Consider the following 17,212-nt stretch of genomic DNA (forward strand, 5'->3'; position numbering starts at 1 on the left):
ATCCCATTAAATGATAGAGTATCCAAAAAACGACACATTTTTCCACTTAAGAGCAACCACGAAAAATCGCTGCGGCATTCAAAAGACTCGCCATAAAAAATTCCGCTATAGTCGCCCTTTTTCCGATTGCCAGCCGGGCATAGAAGAACGTCAATCCGCCCGCCACCAGGAGTCCCGAAGAATGAATGCACGCGAACCCGCTTTCGTTTCCCAGTCCCGCAGTGCGCGCCTGCGCCAGATGCTCGTCCGCAGTGAACTCGATTTCATGATGGAGGCGCATAACGGCCTGTCCGCGCGCATCGTTCGCGAAGCCGGGTTCAAGGCGATCTGGGGCTCGGGCCTCGCGATCTCCGCGCAGTTCGGCGTGCGCGACAACAACGAGGCGAGCTGGACGCAGGTGGTCGATACGCTGGAATTCATGGCCGACGCGAGCGATCTGCCGATCCTGCTCGACGGCGACACCGGCTACGGCAACTTCAACAATGTGCGCCGCCTCGTGCGCAAGCTCGAACAGCGCGGCATTGCCGGCGTGTGCATCGAGGACAAGCAGTTTCCGAAGACCAACAGCTTCATCAAGGGCGAGGCGCAGCCGCTTGCCGAGATCGACGAATTCTGCGGCAAGATCAAGGCCGGCAAGGACTCGCAGAACGACGAGCATTTCTCGATCGTCGCGCGCGTGGAGGCGCTGATCGCGGGCTGGGGCATGGACGAAGCGCTGCGCCGCGCGGAAGCGTATCGACGGGCAGGCGCCGATGCGATCCTGATTCACAGCAAGCTGTCGCGCCCCGACGAGATTCTCGAATTCGCGCGCGAATGGGCCGGCCGCGCGCCGCTCGTGATCGTGCCGACCAAGTACTACAGCACGCCGACCGAGGTGTTCCGCGAAGCGGGCATCAGCACCGTGATCTGGGCGAACCATCTGATCCGCGCGGCGACCTCGGCGATGCAGGCGGTCGCGAAGGAAATCCATGCGAGCGAGACGCTCGTCAATGTCGAGGACAGCATCGCGGCGGTCAACGAAATCTTCCGTTTGCAGGACGCCGACGAATATTCGGAGGCCGAAGACCGCTATCTGTCGGGCGGCCGCGCGGCCGGCTCGGCCGTCGTGCTCGCCGCGAGCCGCGGCAAGGGCCTTGAAGCGGTGACCGGAGAGCGTCCGAAGGTGATGCTGCCGATCGCCGGCAAACCGCTGCTGCGCTGGCTCGTCGACGCGTTCAAGAAGCAGGGCGTCAACGACATCACCGTGGTCGGCGGCTATCGCGCCGACGCGATCGATACCGCGGGCATTCGCCTCGTCGTGAACGAGCAGCATGCGCAGACCGGTGAACTCGCGTCGCTCGCATGCGCACTCGATAAACTGAGCGGCGACACCGTCATTTCGTACGGCGACCTGCTGTTTCGCAGCTACATCCTGCGCGATCTGGTGGAAAGCGAGGCCGCCTTCAGCGTGGTCGTCGATTCGTCGCTGACCGATACGGAGAACGCGAGCGTGCGCGATTTCGCTTGGTGCTCGGCCGCCGACGACCGCGGTCTGTTCGGCAACAAGGTCGTGCTGCGACATGTCGCGAGCGGGCGGCACCAGTCGTCGACGGCGAGCGCCGCGCAGGTGCCGCATGGCCGCTGGGTGGGGCTGCTGAACGTGCGCGGCGCGGGCCTTGAACGCCTGCAAGCGGTGATGCGCGGGTTGCGGACGCGCGACGATTTCGCGTCGCTCGACATGCCCGCGCTGCTGAACGCGCTGATCGAAGCGGGCGAGTCGATCGAGGTGCAATACGTGCACGGGCACTGGCGCGGCGTCAACGATCTCGACGATTTCCGCCGCGCGGGCGACTTCGCGCACGCGCAGGCTCCGTTCGCGTCGGCCGTCTGCGGCGCAACGGCGCACGATGCACACGGAGGTGCGCAATGATCGAAGCAGCACAGTTCGTCGAGGCGGCGCGCGAGCGCGGTTTCGACTGGTATGCGGGCGTGCCGTGCTCGTATCTGACGCCGTTCATCAACTACGTGCTGCAGGACGAATCGCTGCACTACGTGTCGGCGGCCAACGAGGGCGACGCGGTCGCGCTGATCGCCGGCGTCACGCTCGGCGCGAAGAACGGCCGGCGCGGCATCACGATGATGCAGAACTCCGGGCTCGGCAATGCGGTCAGCCCGCTGACCTCGCTGACCTGGACTTTTCGCCTGCCGCAACTGCTGATCGTCACGTGGCGCGGCCAGCCGGGGGTTGCCGACGAGCCGCAACACGCGCTGATGGGCCCGATCACGCCGGCGATCCTCGACACGATGGAAATTCCGTGGGAGACGTTCCCGACCGAGGCCGACGCGATCGGCCCGGCGCTCGATCGCGCGATCGCGCATATGGACGCCACCGGCCGTCCGTACGCGCTCGTGATGCAGAAGGGCAGCGTCGCACCGTATGAACTGAAGGACGGCGGCGCGCCCGCGCGGCGCACGCCGGTCGAGCCGCATGCGCAGTTCCGCGCGCAGTTCCGCGATATCGCCGCGAACGAACTCGCAACGCGCCACGACGCGCTGCAAAAGGTCATCGCGCATACGCCGCTCGACTCGACGGTGGTGCTCGCGTCGACCGGTTTTTGCGGCCGCGAACTCTATGCGATCGACGATCGCGCGAACCAGCTATACATGGTCGGCTCGATGGGCTGCGTGACGCCGTTCGCGCTCGGCCTCGCGCTCGCGCGCCCGGACCTGCGCGTGGTCGCGCTCGACGGCGACGGCGCCGCGCTGATGCGCATGGGCGCGTTCGCGACGCTCGGCGCGTACGGTCCGTCGAACCTCACGCACGTACTGCTCGATAACGGCGCGCACGATTCGACCGGCGGCCAGGCGACAGTGTCGCCGCAAGTGTCGTTCGCGGGTGTCGCGGCCGCGTGCGGTTACGCGTCGGCGGTCGAGAGCGACGATCCGGCAGTCATCGACGAACTGTTCGCGGCGCCGCCGCTCGACGGGCCGCGCTTCGCACGCCTGACGATCCGCCGCGGCACGCCCGACGGCCTGCCGCGCCCGACCATTACGCCGCCCGATGTGAAGACGCGCCTGATGCGCCACATCGGCGCGATCTGAACCCTAATGCCAACAGGAGCGACCATGCTGCTGCTCAATCCCGGCCCGGTGACGCTCACCGAACGTGTCCGCAACAGCCTGTTGCAGACGGACTTGTGCCATCGCGAGAGCGAATTTTTCGACCTGCAGGAAGAGGCGCGCACGCGTCTCGTCGACGTGTACGGGATCGATCCGAACGAATGGCAGGCAGTGCTGATGACCGGTTCCGGAACGGCCGCCGTCGAAAGCATGACGGCCGCGCTGGTGCCGCAGAACGGCAAGCTGCTCGTCGTCGAAAACGGCGTGTATGGCGAGCGCATCGCGCAGATCGCCGCGCAATACGGCATCGCGCACGAAGCGCTGAAGCACGACTGGATGGACGCGCCCAATCTCGCGAAGATCGCCGAACGGCTCGACGCCGACAAGTCGTTCACGCACGTCGCGGTGATTCATCACGAAACGACCACGGGCCGTCTGAACGACATCGCGGCGCTCGGCGCATTGTGCCGCGAGCGCGGCCTGCGTCTGCTGGTGGACGGTGTCAGCAGCTTCGGCGCCGAAGCGATCGATTTCGCGGACGCGAGCCTCGACGCGCTCGCGGCGACCGCCAACAAGTGCCTGCATGGCGTGCCGGGCGCGTCGTTCGTACTGGTGCGGCGCGCGGCGCTCGCACGCGCGGCGAGCCGCACGTACTACCTCGATCTCGCGCGGCTCGCGCGTTTGCAGGATCAGCGCAACACGCCGTTTACGCCGTCGGTACACGCGTATTACGCGCTGGTCGAGGCCCTGCGTGAACTCGCCGACGAAGGCGGCTGGCGCGCTCGTCATGCGCGCTATGCGGCGCTTGCCGGGCAGGTGCGCGCGGGCCTGGCCGCGCGCGGCATCGGCAGTGTGTTGCCGGCTGGGGAGTCGTCGGTGGTGTTGCGCGCGTACCGCTTGCCCAACGGTATCGCGTATCCGCAACTGCACGACGCGTTGAAGGCGCGCGGCTTCGTGATCTATGCGGGGCAGGGCGGGCTGTCGGCGGAGCTGTTCCGCATCTCGACGATGGGCAACATTCACGCGGCCGATATCGACCGCCTGCTGCAGGGCTTCAGCGACTTGACAGGCTGACGCCGTGTCGAGCGCGGCTCCCTTTACACCGGGTCCTTGTCCGGCGGCCCGTCAGGCCGCTGCGGCTCCTCGACATGATGCCCCGGCGACGGCGGCACCAGCGGGTCGGCTTCCGGGTCGCGGTTCGGATCGGCGTTCGGGTCGGGAATCGGGCTGGTGTGCATGTCGTAGCTCATTGCGTCACCCTTGCGGTTGAAATGCGCGGGTCCGGCGGGGCGGTTGTTGCCGTCGATGCCCGCCGCCGCGTCGGTTATCTGTCTTCAAGCGTAGGCGCTCGCCGCGCTTCCTGCTCGCTCCTTTTTTGCTATTTTCTCGCGCGTTTGCGGCCGACGCTGAGCTGCCAGTAGCGCTCGGTCGCGAACACGTCTTCATAATTGCCGGGGCCGAACGCCCGCAACTGGCTCGCGTAGGCGTTGACCGCTTCGCGTTTCAGATGCGCGCGGCGCTGCACGTCGATCGTGTGGCCCGCGCTCGGCGTTGCCGGCGTCGCGACGATGCCGCGCTGCGCGAGATCGGCGAGCCGCGCCTGCACCGCGCCCGGCGTGAGCCGGTGAATCGCTTCCTCATAACCGAACCAGTCCAGATGCGTGAGGCGCGGCAGGATTTCGCAGCACGCTTCGAATACCCGCGCATGATCCTCGTGATGCAGGCCGAGCGGCATCAGCAGCGTGTTGGCGGTCGTGCGGTAAATCGTTTCCTCCAGCGCCGCCGCCATCTGGCTGATCGACGGCGAGTCGGCGTACTGGCTGTCGCGAAACGGCATGCGCAGCGGAATCGCGTCGAGCACTTCGAGCGCGCGGTTGTCTTCGACCGTGCGTTCGCGGACCGCTTCATGAGCGTTCGCGAAGCCCGCTTTCTGGTCCCACTCCGTATGCATGTCGTGTTCGGGCGGCGCGGCGAACACGGTGCAGACGGCAGCGTCGGGATGGGCGGCGAGCAAGGCGCCGCAACTGAACACGGCGTCGTCGAAATGGGGCGAGACGATGAAAAGGCGTGGAGTGGTTTCGCTCATGGGCTTGCGTCTGGGGGTTCGAGGCGGGGCGGATGAGGCGTCGAGGCCGTCGGTCGTCAAGGCGCCGCATGTGAAAAAACGTGGCGTCACCTCAGCTTAGGCGTAATCGGCACGGCTTGCGCGCGAAACTTGCCGTGCGCAAATTACATGCCTGAATGACCGCGGATCGGGGTCTCGATCTGTCCATCAGGCGACGGTCGCGGCTTTTCGGCTCGTCGCGCGTCGCTGTCATGGCGTTGAAGCGCCCGTGTTTTGTGTAGTTCGCGAATTCTCCAAACCCTCTCTCCGGCCTCCCCCGTTCAGGGGATAGTCCCCCCGCGCAACCGCGCAGATGATTTGCCTATCGGGAACTCACCGCGGGACGAGGCTGTCAGCCACGCAGCAATGAAGCCGTGTGCGCCCGCCATCCATCCAGTTCAGTGCTCTAGGAGATTCAGATGCGCGACAACGCCACGGCCGCCGCGCCCTCGGCCTACGCCTATCCATTGCTGATCAAGCAGTTGCTGCACACGCCGTTCGTTCAGGCGGCGGACCCGGAGATCGTGTATCGCGGCCAGCTCCGCATGACCTATACGACGCTGCGCGAGCGCATCGCGCGGCTCGCCAATGGACTTTCCCGGTTGGGCGCGTGGCACGGCGGCACCGTCGCGGTGATGGACTGGGACAGTCATCGGGTGGCGAATGGATTTCATCGCTGGAAATCGAGAGCCTGATTTCACTGTACCCGGGCGTATCGGAGGTGGCGGTCATCGGCATCGGCGATGAGAAATGGGGTGAGCGGCCGGTCGCGTTGGTGGTGCTCGGCGAAGGCGCCGCGGTGAGCGAGGACGACATCAAGCGTCACGTGCTGACGTTCAGTGAGTTGGGACGGATCTCGAAGTATGCGGTGCCGCAGATCGTCAGGTTCGTCGACGCGCTCGAAAAGACCAGCGTCGGCAAGCTTAACAAGAAGTGGCGGCGCGCGCAGTTCGCCTGAGAAATCACAACGCTTCGAAGGCTTGGCGCAATGGCTGGCGCGATAGCGCCTCACTCGCCGTTGCGCAGCAGACCCAGCGCTTGCGCGCGCGACACCGCATGCGCGCGCTTGTCGACCTCGAGCTTCACGAAAATACTCTTCACGTGCGATTTGACCGTCTCGGGCGCAATGCCGAGACTGCGCGCGATTTCCTTGTTCGACTGACCCTGCGCGATCAGCCCGACGATTTCGCTTTCGCGCGCGCTCAGCGCTTCGCGTTCGCCATCGCGCTGCGCGTGGCTGCCGGGCTGATAAAGCGCACGCCAGCCGTCGCAAAGACGGTCGATGTAATTCGCCGCGTCCTTCGTTCGCGCCGGCTTCCCCGCGACGCTGCGGGTATCGTCGCGCATCGCCTGCAGCAGCGATCCGATGCCGGCGCCCTGGTCGAGAATCGACTGATAGATGCCGGCGGGCGCGGCGACTTCGACGACCCGGCCGAACACCTCGATCGCCTCGCTCAACTGGCCCGCGCTCATCCACGCGAGCGCGAGCGTGGTGCGCAAGTGCAACGCCAGGTAGTCGCCGTGACGGCTTTCCGCGCTTCGCCGCGCGGTGTTCAGGTGGTCGACGGCCTCGCTCGTGCGGCCCCGCGCCATCGCCAGGCAGCCCGCGGCGAGTGCGCGATAGTTGTCGATTTCCGCCGACACGGGCGTCGACGATTGCGGGTCGCGCGCCGGGAGTCCGTCGAGTTGGTGCACACATGCGGCGGCTTCGGTCATTCTTCCTTCGGCGATATGCAGCCGAGTGCGCTCGACGAACCCCGCGGCGACCAGACGCTGCCAACCGCGCCGATGGCCGAGGTCTTGCGCGTGGTCGAGCAGCGCATACGCGTGCGAGGCGTTCGAGCGCGCCATCGCGATCCGGATCAGCACTCGATACGCAATCAGCACGCTATCGAGCAGCACGGCCGCATCGACGATCGGCATCAGATCGAGCAGGAGCGCTTCGGCCTCGTCGAGGCGGCCCTGCTCGTAGCGGATCTGCGCGAGCATCGGCGCGCACAGCGCGGCGGACACCGGAGGACACGCGTTTGCCGAGCCGTCGCCATCTTGACGGCACGTCTATTTGCATCAGAGTCCTTATAGCGACGCTCGCTCCAGAAACTTTCTGATCTCGAGAGAGTACGCACCAGGGTGTGAAAACCTGAACATGTGACCCGTGCGCGGCATGACTACTTCCTGCGCCCCCTTGATGCCGTTCACCAGGACCCCCGCGGCTTCTTTGCCGATCAGCTTGTCTTCCTCCGGAGTCAGGATCAGCGTGGGGACGTCGATGTTCTTCAGCAGAGCCGTATAGTCCGTCTTCCCGATCGAGCGTATGCGGTTGACGTAGGCCTTATGCGACGTTTCCCTGATGAAGAAGTCGCGGCTCTTTCCGATGGACCAGGGTATCTCCCCCTCCTTGTCGAACGACGAAGCCAACTGCATTGCATGGAATGAAAGAGTCAACTGTCGATAAAAGGGCCCGGGGAAGAACGGTGCAAGCGCCGCCAGCATCTTGAGCAAGGGCGAGGTGATCGGACTCCTGGCAAATCCACCCGAGAGCACCAGGCCCTTCAGGCCCTTCGGCTGCCGCGTCGCAACCGCGATCGAGGAGACCGCGCCGTACGAATCACCAACCAACACGTAGCTGTCGAGATCCTTCAACTGATCAGCGATGAAGTCGGCCAACGTTTCCAGTTTGCATACGTCGTCCGGTAAACGAAGTGTACGCATGGGGCGACTCCGCAAGTGGGTCAACTGGTCAAGCTGCCACGGAGCGCCTGCGAAGCAAGGGATCATGACCAAGGTGGGGGATGTCCTCATGGGGCACTCCGAGCAGGTTGAATAATCGGCAACCGAACTCTATGAGGCCCGAGGTATTCGATCCAATGGCATTTGCACAGCATGTCGATGCACGAGATTCATGGCGCCCTTGTCGCTGCGACGGCAGCAAGTCCCTGCCGATGTTCAGTGGGCGATCATCATGTTGGTAAGCCACTGAACGGCCGGTTCGTTGGCGCGCCCTCGGGCTCGAATAACGAGCACCTCCCAGGTCGGTAACGCCAACGGCAGTTCGAAAAGGCTCAGTTGCGCAGTGTCCTGCATCCGCAGTGCGACCCGCTCCGCGATAACGGCAATCGCTTCCGAAGCACCGACCATGAACGGAGCAGCCAGAAAGCTGGGGCAGGTGGCGCTCACCACCCGGGTTCGACCGACGGCCTCCAGCGCATCGTCGACGGCGCCTCGTGTATCTCCGCGCGGCGAGACCAGGATGTGCGGCAGCCGAGCGAAGTCATCCAGTTCCATGTGCAGCTTCTTGCCTCGCTTGACGAGGGCCGGGTGCCCCTTGCGCGCAATGCCGACGAAACGCTCCGTATGAACAAGCTGGCAATCAAAACGCTGCGGAATCTGGGCGAAAGAGCCGGACCCTAGCACGATGTCGAAATCGCCACGGTCCAACATGCGCAGAGCGGATTCGCTATCGGCTGGCCCGAGCCTCAGCACGACACCCGGCGCAGCGGCCTGGATGCTGTGCAGAACAGGGGCGATGACGGTCAAGATGGCGTGATCGGTGGCTGCCACCGACAGTGTCGCTTGCACGCGACCTGGATCGAATGGGCCACGTGGACTGGCGACGAGCCTGACCGACTCCAGCACCGCCGCCACGCGCGGCATCAACTCGATGGCCAGCGGCGTTGGCTCGATCCCGCGAGGGTGACGAATGAAAAGCTGATCAGCAAAAGCAGTACGCAGCCTCGATAAAGCGTGGCTGGTTGCGGACTGGGACAAATGCAGTCGTTCGGCGGCGCGGCCGACGTGCCTCTCGGCCCAAAGTGCCTCGAGTACGACCAGAAGGTTGAGATCGAATCGCGTCAGATCCAGGGGCTTCATGCGGTATCAGTGTCCCTTTCCTTGTCCGGCAAGATCGTCAGCATCGCGCGGCCGAGCCGTTCGAACAGTGCATCCGGTATGCCAAGCACACGCGGGTCGCTGCCACCAGTCAGCAGCCGTCCGCCGACATAGCAACCAATCGAGCCGGCGCCGTAGATACAGATTTTTGCCATGCAGATTCTCAGATCGCCTACCGGTCACACCCCCGTTGCGTCGCATCGGCAACTCGGTCCATCACACTTTGCGTGACGCCCAGGCCTCTAGTCCGCAAAGCCGGGGTTACGACGATCGAGCCGGCGCAGCAGCCCCGGCCACACGAGCGCGCCTGGCGTCGCGCCCCTCGTCACGAGCTTGATCTGCTCCTTGATGTTGTCGAGAATCGGCGGCGCGATGGGGAGAAGCTTGCCGCCGCCCGCCTGCGCGCGTACCTGGATCATGCAGGCCGCCTCGAAGAAATACATCGCGACGAACGCATCCGCCGGCGTCCTGCCGACCGTCAGCAGGCCGTGGTTGCGCAGCATCAGATTCGTGTTGTGTCCGAGGTCCTGAACGAGGCGCGGCTTTTCGGCTTCATTGAGCGCGATGCCCTCGTAGTCGTGATAGCCGAGCGACGCGAGCACACCCAGCGACTGCTGCGACAGCGGCAACAAGCCCTCCGCCTGAGCCGACACGGCCACGCCGTTGATCGAGTGCGTGTGCATCACGCAAAGCGCGTCTTCGCGTGCCGCATGAATCGCGCTATGGATCGTGAAGCCGGCCGGATTGATGTCGTACGGCGATTCGCTGACCTTGCGGCCGTCGAGGTCGATCTTGACCAGCGATGACGCGGTGATCTCATCGAACATCATGCCGTACGGGTTGATCAGGAAATGATGCTCGGGGCCCGGCACGCGCGCCGAGATGTGGGTAAACACGAGGTCGTCCCAGCCGAATAGCGCGGTGAGACGGTAGGCGGCCGCGAGATTGACGCGTGCGTCCCACTCGGCCGGGGAGACGTCGTTCTTCAGTCTGATGGCGGATGAGCTCACGTCGATACTCCTCGTTTGAAGATGCGAGTTCACATGATGTACTCGGAGCCGCCAAAAATCTGTCAGATACACGAAAGGTCGCGTCTCGGCGACGCTGAGCTTAGCCGCTAGAGCGTGCGCAAATCATCCGGCGTATCCACGTCGCGCAGAATGCCGGGATCGTCGACATCGAGGCGCGTCAGCGCCCGGGACTTGAGCAGCGCCTTCGCGCCGGTGTCGCCGTCGAGCGCGAGCAGCGCGTCGCGGTGCTCGCTGCCGAAGCCGACCGGATGGCCGCGCTGGCCGTCGTAGAACGGCGCGACGAGCGGCGCGCCGTTGTCGAGCGCGCGGGCTACCGCTTCGATGGTCGGAATTGCAATGCGCGGCATGTCGGCGAGCGCGACGATCCAGCCCTCGGCGTCGTCGCTCGCTTCGATGCCGGCGGCGAGGCTCGCGCCCATGCCGCGCTCGGCGCTCGCCGCAAACACGACATCACAGCCGGCATCGTTCAGCACGCGGGCGAGCGCGTCGGAGCCCGGCCGCACCACGGCGAGCACCCGCGTGACGACCTGCAGCAGCCGATGCGCGGCTTCATGCGCGACCAGGGTGCCGTCGGGCATGCGTGCGAGCAGTTTGTTGTGCAGTCCGCGCGGATCGAAGCGCGAGCCGGAACCGGCGGCGAGCAACACGCCAGTGGCGAGCGAGGCATAGGCCATCGGCGGATACCGGTAGAGAGGAGTGCCCCGATTGTGCGATGCAACGGGGCGGGAGGCAAGCGCGGCAGGACAAGCCCGATGCCAGCCGCCCGCCGCTCCGGCTTTCGCTGTTGCATCGTTTCCGCCGCGGCCGCCGGTTCAGGTCCGCACCACCTTGTCCAGCGTGATCGGCAGATCGCGCACCCGTACGCCGGTCGCGTTGTACACCGCGTTCGCGATCGCGGCCACCACGGCCGTGATGCCGATCTCGCCGATCCCGCGCACGCCGAGCGAGTTGATGTACGGATCGGGCCGGTCGATGAACGCAATGTCGATCGTGCCGATATCGGCGTTCACCGGCACGTGATACTCGGCGAGGTTCGCGTTGGTGAAGCGTCCGAAGCGCTCATCGAGCGTGCTCTCTTCCTGCATCGCCGCGCCGATGCCCCACACGATGCCGCCCATCATCTGGCTGCGCGCGGTCTTCTGATTCAGCACGCGGCCGACGTCGTACACCGCGACCACGCGCGGCACGCGGATCGTGCCCAACTCGGCATCGACGTGGACCTCGACGAACACCGCGCCGAACGAGTGAAACGAGTACTTCTGCTTCTCGTCGCCTGGCTTCACGGTGGCGGTCGCCTCGATCGGCTTGCCGCCCGCGCGCGCGATGATCGCCGCGGCCGGATCACGCTTGTCGGGTTGCGAGCGGCTCACGACCCAGCCGCTTGCGACGGTGACGTCGTCGAGCGGCAAGCCATGCACGGGCGAGGCCGCATCGGCGAGCGCCAGCGCGATCAGCTGGCTGCGCGCCTGGCTCGCCGCGTCGCGCACCGCGGGCGACACGCTGGCCGCCGACTGCGAGCCGCCCGACACCGGCGCGCGCGGCAGCGACGAATCACCGAGCGCGAAGTGGACCTGCTCGGGCGTGAAGCCGAGCGCATCGGCGGCGACCTGGGTCATCACCGTGTAGGTGCCGGTGCCGATGTCCTGCGTGCCCGAGGCGACCACCGCGGTGCCGTCCGGCAGAATCTGTGCGAGCGCCGACGCCTCGCTGCGGTTGGCCGGATACGTCGCGGTCGCCATGCCCATGCCGATCAGCGTGTTGCCATTGCGCATCGAACGTGGCGTGTGCGAGCGGCGCGACCAGCCGAACTTCTCGGCGCCGATCTGATAGCACTCGCGCAGCGACTTGCCGGACCACGGCTTGTGCTCCTGCGGATCGCTTTCCGCGTAGTTTTTCAGGCGCAGCGCGAGCGGGTCCATCTTCAGCGCGACCGCGAGTTCGTCCATCGCCGATTCGAGCGCGAACGAGCCGGTGGTCTCGCCCGGCGCGCGCATGAAGGTCGGCGTGCCGACATTGAGCTGCACGAGCCGGTGCGTCGTCACCTGGTTGGGCACCGCATACAGCATGCGCGTGACCATGCAGCAGGTCTCGGTCCAGTCTTCGATCATCGACGTGTTCGAGATGCTGTCGTGGCGCATCGCGGTCAGGGTGCCGTCATGCCGCGCGGCGATCACGAAGTGCTGCTCGGTGCGCGGCCGCGCGCCGACCGGGCCGAACATCTGCGGCCGTTCGAGCGCGAGCCGCACGGGCCGCCCGGTTTGCCGCGCGGCCATCGCGCACAGCGACACGTGCGACCACGACGAGCCCTTGCAGCCGAAGCCGCCGCCGATCAGCGGCGAAATCACGCGCACGTCGGACACGGGGATCGCGAACGTCTTCGCGAGCACCTGCGCGGTGCCGCTCACGCCCTGGGTCGAGTCGTAGACCGTCAGCTGCGGGCCGTCCCAGTGCGCCATCGTCGCGTGCGGCTCCATCGGGTTGTGATGCTCGATCGGCGTCGTGTAGGTGGCCTCGATATGCACGTCGCCGCTTTGCATGCCGTCTTCGAAGCTGCCGCGCTGCGTATCGGTCTGCCGGCCCTGCGGCTTGTCCGGCGCATGCGCGTGCGCTTTCGCCTGCTCGAAGTCGAGCGCCGCGGTGTCCGGCTGATAGACGATGCGCAGCTGGCGCGCGGCATCGGTTGCATGTTCGAGCGTATCGGCGACGACTACCGCGACCGGCTCGTTGCTGTAGTGCACCTGGTTGTCTTGCAGAAGCGACAGGTGCCGGCCGGCCGGAGGCGAGAACGCGGACTTGCCTCCGTTCGGCAGACGCGGCGCGTTCTGGTAGGTCATCACGAGCAGCACGCCGGGCACGGCCTCGGCGCGACTCGCATCGATCGACGAAATCGTGCCGGCCGGGATCGTGCTCGTCACGAGCACCCCATGCCCGAGGCGCGCCCCGGGGAATTCGGCTGCATAACGCGCGTCGCCGGTCACCTTCAGCAGACCGTCGACGCGATCGAGCGGTTGTCCGATCAGATTCATGCGACACCTCCCGCATTGCCGGCGGCCTGGTTGACCGCGCGCACGATCGCGCGCTGCGCGAGCTGGACCTTGAAGGCGTTGTCGTGACGCGGCTGCGCGCCGCTCAACGCGGCCGCGGCGGCGTTTTTCAACGTGGCCTGGCTGAGCGGCTGGCCGCTCAGCATGTGTTCGGCCACGTTCGCGCGCCACGGTTTGTGCGCGACGCCGCCGAGCGCGATACGCGCGCTCTGCACGCGCTCGCCGTCCATCTGCAACGCGGCCGCGACCGATACGAGCGCGAACGCATAGCTCGCGCGGTCACGCACCTTCAGATAGTGCGAATGCGCGCTGAACAGCGGCGGCGGCAGATCGACCGCGGTGATCAGCTCGCCGGGCTGCAACGTGGTATCGACGTCGGGCCGGTCGCCGGGCAGGCGATGGAAGTCGGCGAACGCGATCGTGCGCTCGCCGCCGGGGCCGCTCACGCGCACCAGCGCATCGAGCGCGGCCAGCGCGACGCTCATGTCCGATGGGTTGACCGCGATGCATTGCGGGCTCGCGCCGAGGATCGCGTGTCCGCGGTTATGGCCGTCGAGCGCCGCGCAGCCGCTGCCGGGCAGGCGCTTGTTGCAATGCGTGAAAGCGGTGTCGTAGAAGTAGCCGCAGCGGGTGCGTTGCAGCAGATTGCCGCCGACCGTCGCCATGTTGCGCAACTGCGGCGACGCGCCCGCGAGCAGCGCTTGCGACAGCAGCGGGTACTGCTCGCGCACCAGCGCGTGATTGGCCGCGTCGCTATTGCGCACCAGCGCGCCGATGCGCAGGCCGCCGCCGGGCAGCGTCGTCACCGAGTCGAGGCCGCCGATGTGTGTGATATCGATGAGCCGCACCGGCCGCGCGACGCCGCCCTTCATCAGATCGAGCAGATTCGTGCCGCCGCCGATGAACACCGCGCCGGGCTGTTGCGCGGCGCGTACCGCGCTGGCGACGTCGCTGGCGCGGTCGTAGGAAATCGCATCCATGTCGGTCTCCGTCAGGCGTGCTCGTGCGCGGCGCGCACCGCGGCGACGATGTTCACGTACGCGCCGCAGCGGCAGATGTTGCCGCTCATGCGTTCGCGGATTTCGTCGTCGGTGAGCGCGGCGGGACGCGCGCGCACGTCGGCGGTCACGGTGCTCGCCGTGCCGCTGCGGAATTCGCCGAGCAGGGCGGTCGCCGAGCACAACTGCCCGGGCGTACAGTAGCCGCACTGGAACGCATCGTGTTCGATGAACGCGGCCTGCACAGGACTCAACGTGCCGTTGCTCGCGAGTCCTTCGACGGTCGTGATGTTCTCGCCTTCATGCATGACCGCGAGCGTCAGGCACGAGTTGATGCGGCGGCCGTCGGCGAGCACCGTGCAGGCGCCGCATTGACCACGGTCGCAGCCTTTCTTCGTGCCCATCAGACCGGCGTATTCGCGCAACGCGTCGAGCAGCGTCACGCGCGGTTCGAGCTGTAGCGCGTATGCGCGGCCGTTGACGGTCAATGTAACGGGGCGCGGCGGCACCACGGGGTTGCTTTGCGGCGCGGGTGCGGCGGGTGCCTGCGCTTGCGCGCGCAGATGCGGCGCCGCGCCGATCGTCGCGGCGGCCGCCGCCGATTGCAGGAAGCGGCGGCGTGACGGTTGGGAAGGTGTGGTGGTTTGCTCGGCGGCCGACTCTGAAGCGGGGGTGTCCCCGCAATGCTGACATTCTGTAGGCGTGGTCATGACGATCTGTTGACTCCATTGAAAGGTCAATGCAGGCTGACGACGCGTCGATGTCCAACGCATCGCGTTGACACAAACCATTGAGCAGCAATTTAAGTGCCGTTGCGGGTGCAGCTACAACGGTATTAAAGACTCGCTGCAAACGCAAAGCCGATCCGCGCAATAAAGGCAGGCCAATATGCGCAATGATCGGGATGGAGCCCGTGTGGAGTCATGCAAAACGGGCAAAGTTGCACGTTTTGCACTGGGGAAAACGACCTGCGGCTCAACGCGCCCGGCAGGCTGTGAGGATGCCTCGCAGCAAATCGAGCGGCGGCGGCGGACATCCGGGGATCGTCACGTCCACCGGCAAGATCGACGAAACCGGGCCGCACACCGCGTAACTATTGGCAAAAATGCCGCCCGTGCATGCGCACTCGCCGGCGGCAACGACGAGTTTCGGAGCGGGGGTCGCGTCGTACGCGGCGAGCAGGGCCGTGCGCATATTCAGCGTCACCGGCCCGGTCACGAGCAGCAGGTCCGCATGCCGCGGACTCGCGACGAATTTGATGCCAAGCCCTTCGATGTTGTAGTACGGGTTGTTCAGCGCGTGAATCTCCAACTCGCAACCGTTGCATGAACCCGCATCGATCTGCCGGATGCACAGCGCCCGCCCAAGCAGATCGAGTATGTCCCCGCGAATGCGTCGCTCCTCGTGAAGCCATGCGTCTTCCGCCGCCGGCGCGGGTTCGTCGGGGAAATCGGTGCGCGCGAATTGCCGGATCAGTTGCCACATCAGAGATCGTGCCCCGCGTAGTTCAGGTTGAACGACTTGTTGATCAGCGGGAAATCGGGAACGATGTTGCCGATGATCGCGTGTTCGAGCGCCGGCCAGTTCTGCCATGACGGATCGTGGCAATGGCATCGGCCGATGACGTCGCCCGGGGCGAGATCGAGGGCGACGAATACGTCCCCTCGCCAGCCTTCCACCCAGCCTACGCCTTGCGCGTGCGCCGTTGCAGGCGTCATGGCGACGACCGCGGGACCGTCATCGGGAAGATTGGTGAGCAGCGTGCGGATCAGGCGCAGGGATTCATCGATTTCGGCGAAGCGCACCGCGACGCGTGCGGCAACGTCGCCGCGCGCATCGCTGACCGCATTGACCGCCATGTCGTCATACGGAGCAGCGCGCAAGTTCGCGCGAACGTCGAAGGTTCGGCCGCTGGCGCGGGCGGCCATGCCACGCACGCCGAAATGCTCGACGACAGCGGGCGTCAATCGTCCCGTGCCGAGGAACCGATCCTGCAGCCCGGACTGGTCTTCGTAGACTTTGCGCATCACGTGAACCTCGCGTTCGATCCGTTCGCATTGCTCGGTCAGCACCGCCGCGTCGTCGGGGCGAACATCGACCGATACACCGCCCGGCACGATCCGATCCATCAGGTACCGATGTCCGAACAGGCGGGCGTTCGTGCGTATCCAGTCCTCCTTGAGCCGCGAGAATTGCGCGAGTGCGAAGCCGAACCCGGCGTCGTTGCCCAGTGCGCCGAGGTCGCCGAGGTGGTTGGCCACGCGTTCGCGTTCGAGCAGAAGCGCACGCAGATACAGTGCGCGCTTCGACAGTTGCGTGCCGCTGGCTTGCTCGAGCGCCATGCAAAAGGCCCACGAGAACGCGACGGTCGAGTCGCCCGCAATCCTCGCGGCAACCCGATGACCGTGCGATGCGGGAGTACGTTCAAACAGACGCTCGACGCCGCGGTGCGCATAGCCGAGACGTTCTTCGAGGCGCAGCACCTTCTCGCCGACGACCGAGAAGCGGAAATGCCCCGGCTCGATGGTGCCGGCATGAATCGGCCCGACAGCGATCTCGTGTACGCCATCGCCCGCAACCTGCACGAACGGGTAGTCCGCCTCGCTCGATTCGAAGGCTTCGACACCCGTCGCCTGCCTTTGCAGCGGGAAATAATCATCGGGCCAGTTGCCGTGATTGAGCCACGCGCGCGTGTCCTGGGCGCCACGCGCGCGCAGGCCGATCAGATCGAAGATCGCTCGTTGCATGCGAGTCGCGCACGGGAAAACGGTGGCGAGATCGGGATAGTCTCCACCGGCATTCTGCTGACGCCCGATCGGCAGGCGCACCCACGCTATGCCGTCATCGCATTCGTACGCGGCGTTCACCGAGAAACCGTCTTCGACTGCTTCGCTGCCCCACATTGCAACGAGGCGCCGCTGCTCCGCTCGCGCGGTGCGCGCAAGCTCGAGCCACGCTGATTCATCAGCACTCACCACTGCTGCTGGAATCTGGCCCGCACGATGTGTGAGGCGGGTGGCGGCAAGTTGCATCGATTCGAGTCGCATC

Annotated in this window: 16 protein-coding genes and 2 pseudogenes; 5 read left to right on the top strand and 13 right to left on the bottom strand. The window is 65.9% G+C overall.

The annotated features are described in order from the left end of the window. The first annotated feature begins 181 nt into the window (after positions 1–181). From aepX to G5S42_RS16150, 3 genes are read left to right on the top strand one after another with little or no spacing between them, the layout of a single operon-like run. Positions 182–1,909 (top strand): phosphoenolpyruvate mutase, encoded by a 1,728-nt coding sequence (gene aepX, locus G5S42_RS16140; RefSeq protein ID WP_176107669.1) that lies wholly within the window; start codon positions 182–184, stop codon positions 1,907–1,909. Further along, on the top strand, positions 1,906–3,081 hold the full coding sequence (aepY, locus tag G5S42_RS16145; RefSeq protein ID WP_176107670.1) for a phosphonopyruvate decarboxylase: 1,176 nt from the start codon (positions 1,906–1,908) through the stop codon (positions 3,079–3,081). Before aepX ends, aepY begins: the two co-directional genes overlap by 4 nt. A gap of 24 nt (positions 3,082–3,105) precedes the next feature. Then, complete coding sequence (locus tag G5S42_RS16150) at positions 3,106–4,173, top strand: 2-aminoethylphosphonate aminotransferase (RefSeq protein ID WP_176107671.1); 1,068 nt, start codon at positions 3,106–3,108, stop codon at positions 4,171–4,173. A 23-nt stretch (positions 4,174–4,196) separates the two neighbouring features. Here G5S42_RS16150 and G5S42_RS16155 read toward each other — a convergent pair whose 3' ends face one another. Then, positions 4,197–4,349, bottom strand: coding sequence for a hypothetical protein (locus G5S42_RS16155; RefSeq protein WP_008921009.1), 153 nt, complete (start codon positions 4,347–4,349; stop codon positions 4,197–4,199). A gap of 128 nt (positions 4,350–4,477) precedes the next feature. Beyond that, the gene (locus G5S42_RS16160; protein ID WP_013091233.1) at positions 4,478–5,185 is read right to left on the bottom strand and encodes a PIG-L family deacetylase; all 708 of its coding nucleotides are present in this window, start codon (positions 5,183–5,185) and stop codon (positions 4,478–4,480) included. Positions 5,186–5,622: 437 nt separating this feature from the next. Between G5S42_RS16160 and G5S42_RS16165 the strand changes: the two genes are divergently transcribed. Both G5S42_RS16165 and G5S42_RS16170 read left to right on the top strand, forming a co-directional pair. Further along, on the top strand, positions 5,623–5,898 hold the full coding sequence (locus tag G5S42_RS16165) for a hypothetical protein (protein WP_176107672.1): 276 nt from the start codon (positions 5,623–5,625) through the stop codon (positions 5,896–5,898). Beyond that, positions 5,856–6,161, top strand: a pseudogene (locus tag G5S42_RS16170) (AMP-binding enzyme); the annotation flags it as partial. The gene G5S42_RS16165 and the pseudogene G5S42_RS16170, both read left to right, overlap by 43 nt. A 50-nt stretch (positions 6,162–6,211) precedes the next feature. Here G5S42_RS16170 and G5S42_RS16175 read toward each other — a convergent pair. From G5S42_RS16175 to G5S42_RS16225, 11 genes and pseudogenes are all read right to left on the bottom strand, one after another. Continuing rightward, positions 6,212–7,216 carry a LuxR C-terminal-related transcriptional regulator gene (locus G5S42_RS16175; RefSeq protein ID WP_312883575.1) on the bottom strand — a complete coding sequence of 335 codons (1,005 nt, stop codon included), beginning with the start codon at positions 7,214–7,216 and terminating at the stop codon, positions 6,212–6,214. A 63-nt stretch (positions 7,217–7,279) separates the two neighbouring features. Further along, complete coding sequence (locus G5S42_RS16180) at positions 7,280–7,915, bottom strand: alpha/beta fold hydrolase (protein ID WP_217709901.1); 636 nt, start codon at positions 7,913–7,915, stop codon at positions 7,280–7,282. Between the two features lie 234 nt (positions 7,916–8,149). Then, entirely contained in the window at positions 8,150–9,073 is a 924-nt protein-coding gene (locus G5S42_RS16185; protein WP_176107674.1) for a LysR family transcriptional regulator, read from the bottom strand. A gap of 41 nt (positions 9,074–9,114) precedes the next feature. After that, positions 9,115–9,246 (bottom strand): annotated as a pseudogene (locus G5S42_RS45200) (2-dehydropantoate 2-reductase N-terminal domain-containing protein); the annotation flags it as partial. A gap of 87 nt (positions 9,247–9,333) precedes the next feature. Beyond that, complete coding sequence (locus tag G5S42_RS16195; protein WP_176107675.1) at positions 9,334–10,101, bottom strand: class II aldolase/adducin family protein; 768 nt, start codon at positions 10,099–10,101, stop codon at positions 9,334–9,336. Between the two features lie 107 nt (positions 10,102–10,208). After that, positions 10,209–10,796, bottom strand: coding sequence for a nucleotidyltransferase family protein (locus G5S42_RS16200; protein WP_176107676.1), 588 nt, complete (start codon positions 10,794–10,796; stop codon positions 10,209–10,211). 138 nt (positions 10,797–10,934) lie between these two features. After that, positions 10,935–13,148 carry a xanthine dehydrogenase family protein molybdopterin-binding subunit gene (locus tag G5S42_RS16205; RefSeq protein WP_176107677.1) on the bottom strand — a complete coding sequence of 738 codons (2,214 nt, stop codon included), beginning with the start codon at positions 13,146–13,148 and terminating at the stop codon, positions 10,935–10,937. Then, on the bottom strand, positions 13,145–14,146 hold the full coding sequence (locus G5S42_RS16210) for an FAD binding domain-containing protein (protein ID WP_176107678.1): 1,002 nt from the start codon (positions 14,144–14,146) through the stop codon (positions 13,145–13,147). Before G5S42_RS16210 ends, G5S42_RS16205 begins: the two co-directional genes overlap by 4 nt. An 11-nt stretch (positions 14,147–14,157) precedes the next feature. Next, the gene (locus G5S42_RS16215) at positions 14,158–14,874 is read right to left on the bottom strand and encodes a (2Fe-2S)-binding protein (protein ID WP_176107679.1); all 717 of its coding nucleotides are present in this window, start codon (positions 14,872–14,874) and stop codon (positions 14,158–14,160) included. A gap of 265 nt (positions 14,875–15,139) precedes the next feature. Continuing rightward, positions 15,140–15,649, bottom strand: a complete 510-nt coding sequence (locus G5S42_RS16220) for an NADH-quinone oxidoreductase subunit B family protein (RefSeq protein WP_176107680.1) — start codon at positions 15,647–15,649, stop codon at positions 15,140–15,142. Next, on the bottom strand, positions 15,649–17,211 hold the full coding sequence (locus G5S42_RS16225; RefSeq protein ID WP_176107681.1) for a hydrogenase large subunit: 1,563 nt from the start codon (positions 17,209–17,211) through the stop codon (positions 15,649–15,651). The genes G5S42_RS16220 and G5S42_RS16225 overlap by 1 nt, the downstream gene beginning before the upstream one ends. Position 17,212 lies beyond the last annotated feature (1 nt).

Origin of the sequence: Paraburkholderia youngii (assembly GCF_013366925.1) — a bacterium.
GTDB lineage: Bacteria > Pseudomonadota > Gammaproteobacteria > Burkholderiales > Burkholderiaceae > Paraburkholderia > Paraburkholderia youngii.

Excerpts from the sequence above, each read along its gene's own strand:
- aepX (WP_176107669.1), top strand. The coding sequence starts at position 182 with ATGAATGCACGCGAACCCGCTTTCGTTTCCCAGTCCCGCAGTGCGCGC.
- aepY (WP_176107670.1), top strand. The coding sequence starts at position 1,906 with ATGATCGAAGCAGCACAGTTCGTCGAGGCGGCGCGCGAGCGCGGTTTC.
- G5S42_RS16150 (WP_176107671.1), top strand. The coding sequence starts at position 3,106 with ATGCTGCTGCTCAATCCCGGCCCGGTGACGCTCACCGAACGTGTCCGC.
- G5S42_RS16155 (WP_008921009.1), bottom strand. The coding sequence starts at position 4,349 with ATGAGCTACGACATGCACACCAGCCCGATTCCCGACCCGAACGCCGAT.
- G5S42_RS16160 (WP_013091233.1), bottom strand. The coding sequence starts at position 5,185 with ATGAGCGAAACCACTCCACGCCTTTTCATCGTCTCGCCCCATTTCGAC.
- G5S42_RS16165 (WP_176107672.1), top strand. The coding sequence starts at position 5,623 with ATGCGCGACAACGCCACGGCCGCCGCGCCCTCGGCCTACGCCTATCCA.
- G5S42_RS16180 (WP_217709901.1), bottom strand. The coding sequence starts at position 7,915 with ATGCGTACACTTCGTTTACCGGACGACGTATGCAAACTGGAAACGTTG.
- G5S42_RS16185 (WP_176107674.1), bottom strand. The coding sequence starts at position 9,073 with ATGAAGCCCCTGGATCTGACGCGATTCGATCTCAACCTTCTGGTCGTA.
- G5S42_RS16200 (WP_176107676.1), bottom strand. The coding sequence starts at position 10,796 with ATGGCCTATGCCTCGCTCGCCACTGGCGTGTTGCTCGCCGCCGGTTCC.
- G5S42_RS16205 (WP_176107677.1), bottom strand. The coding sequence starts at position 13,148 with ATGAATCTGATCGGACAACCGCTCGATCGCGTCGACGGTCTGCTGAAG.
- G5S42_RS16210 (WP_176107678.1), bottom strand. The coding sequence starts at position 14,146 with ATGGATGCGATTTCCTACGACCGCGCCAGCGACGTCGCCAGCGCGGTA.
- G5S42_RS16215 (WP_176107679.1), bottom strand. The coding sequence starts at position 14,874 with ATGACCACGCCTACAGAATGTCAGCATTGCGGGGACACCCCCGCTTCA.
- G5S42_RS16220 (WP_176107680.1), bottom strand. The coding sequence starts at position 15,649 with ATGTGGCAACTGATCCGGCAATTCGCGCGCACCGATTTCCCCGACGAA.
- G5S42_RS16225 (WP_176107681.1), bottom strand. The coding sequence starts at position 17,211 with ATGCGACTCGAATCGATGCAACTTGCCGCCACCCGCCTCACACATCGT.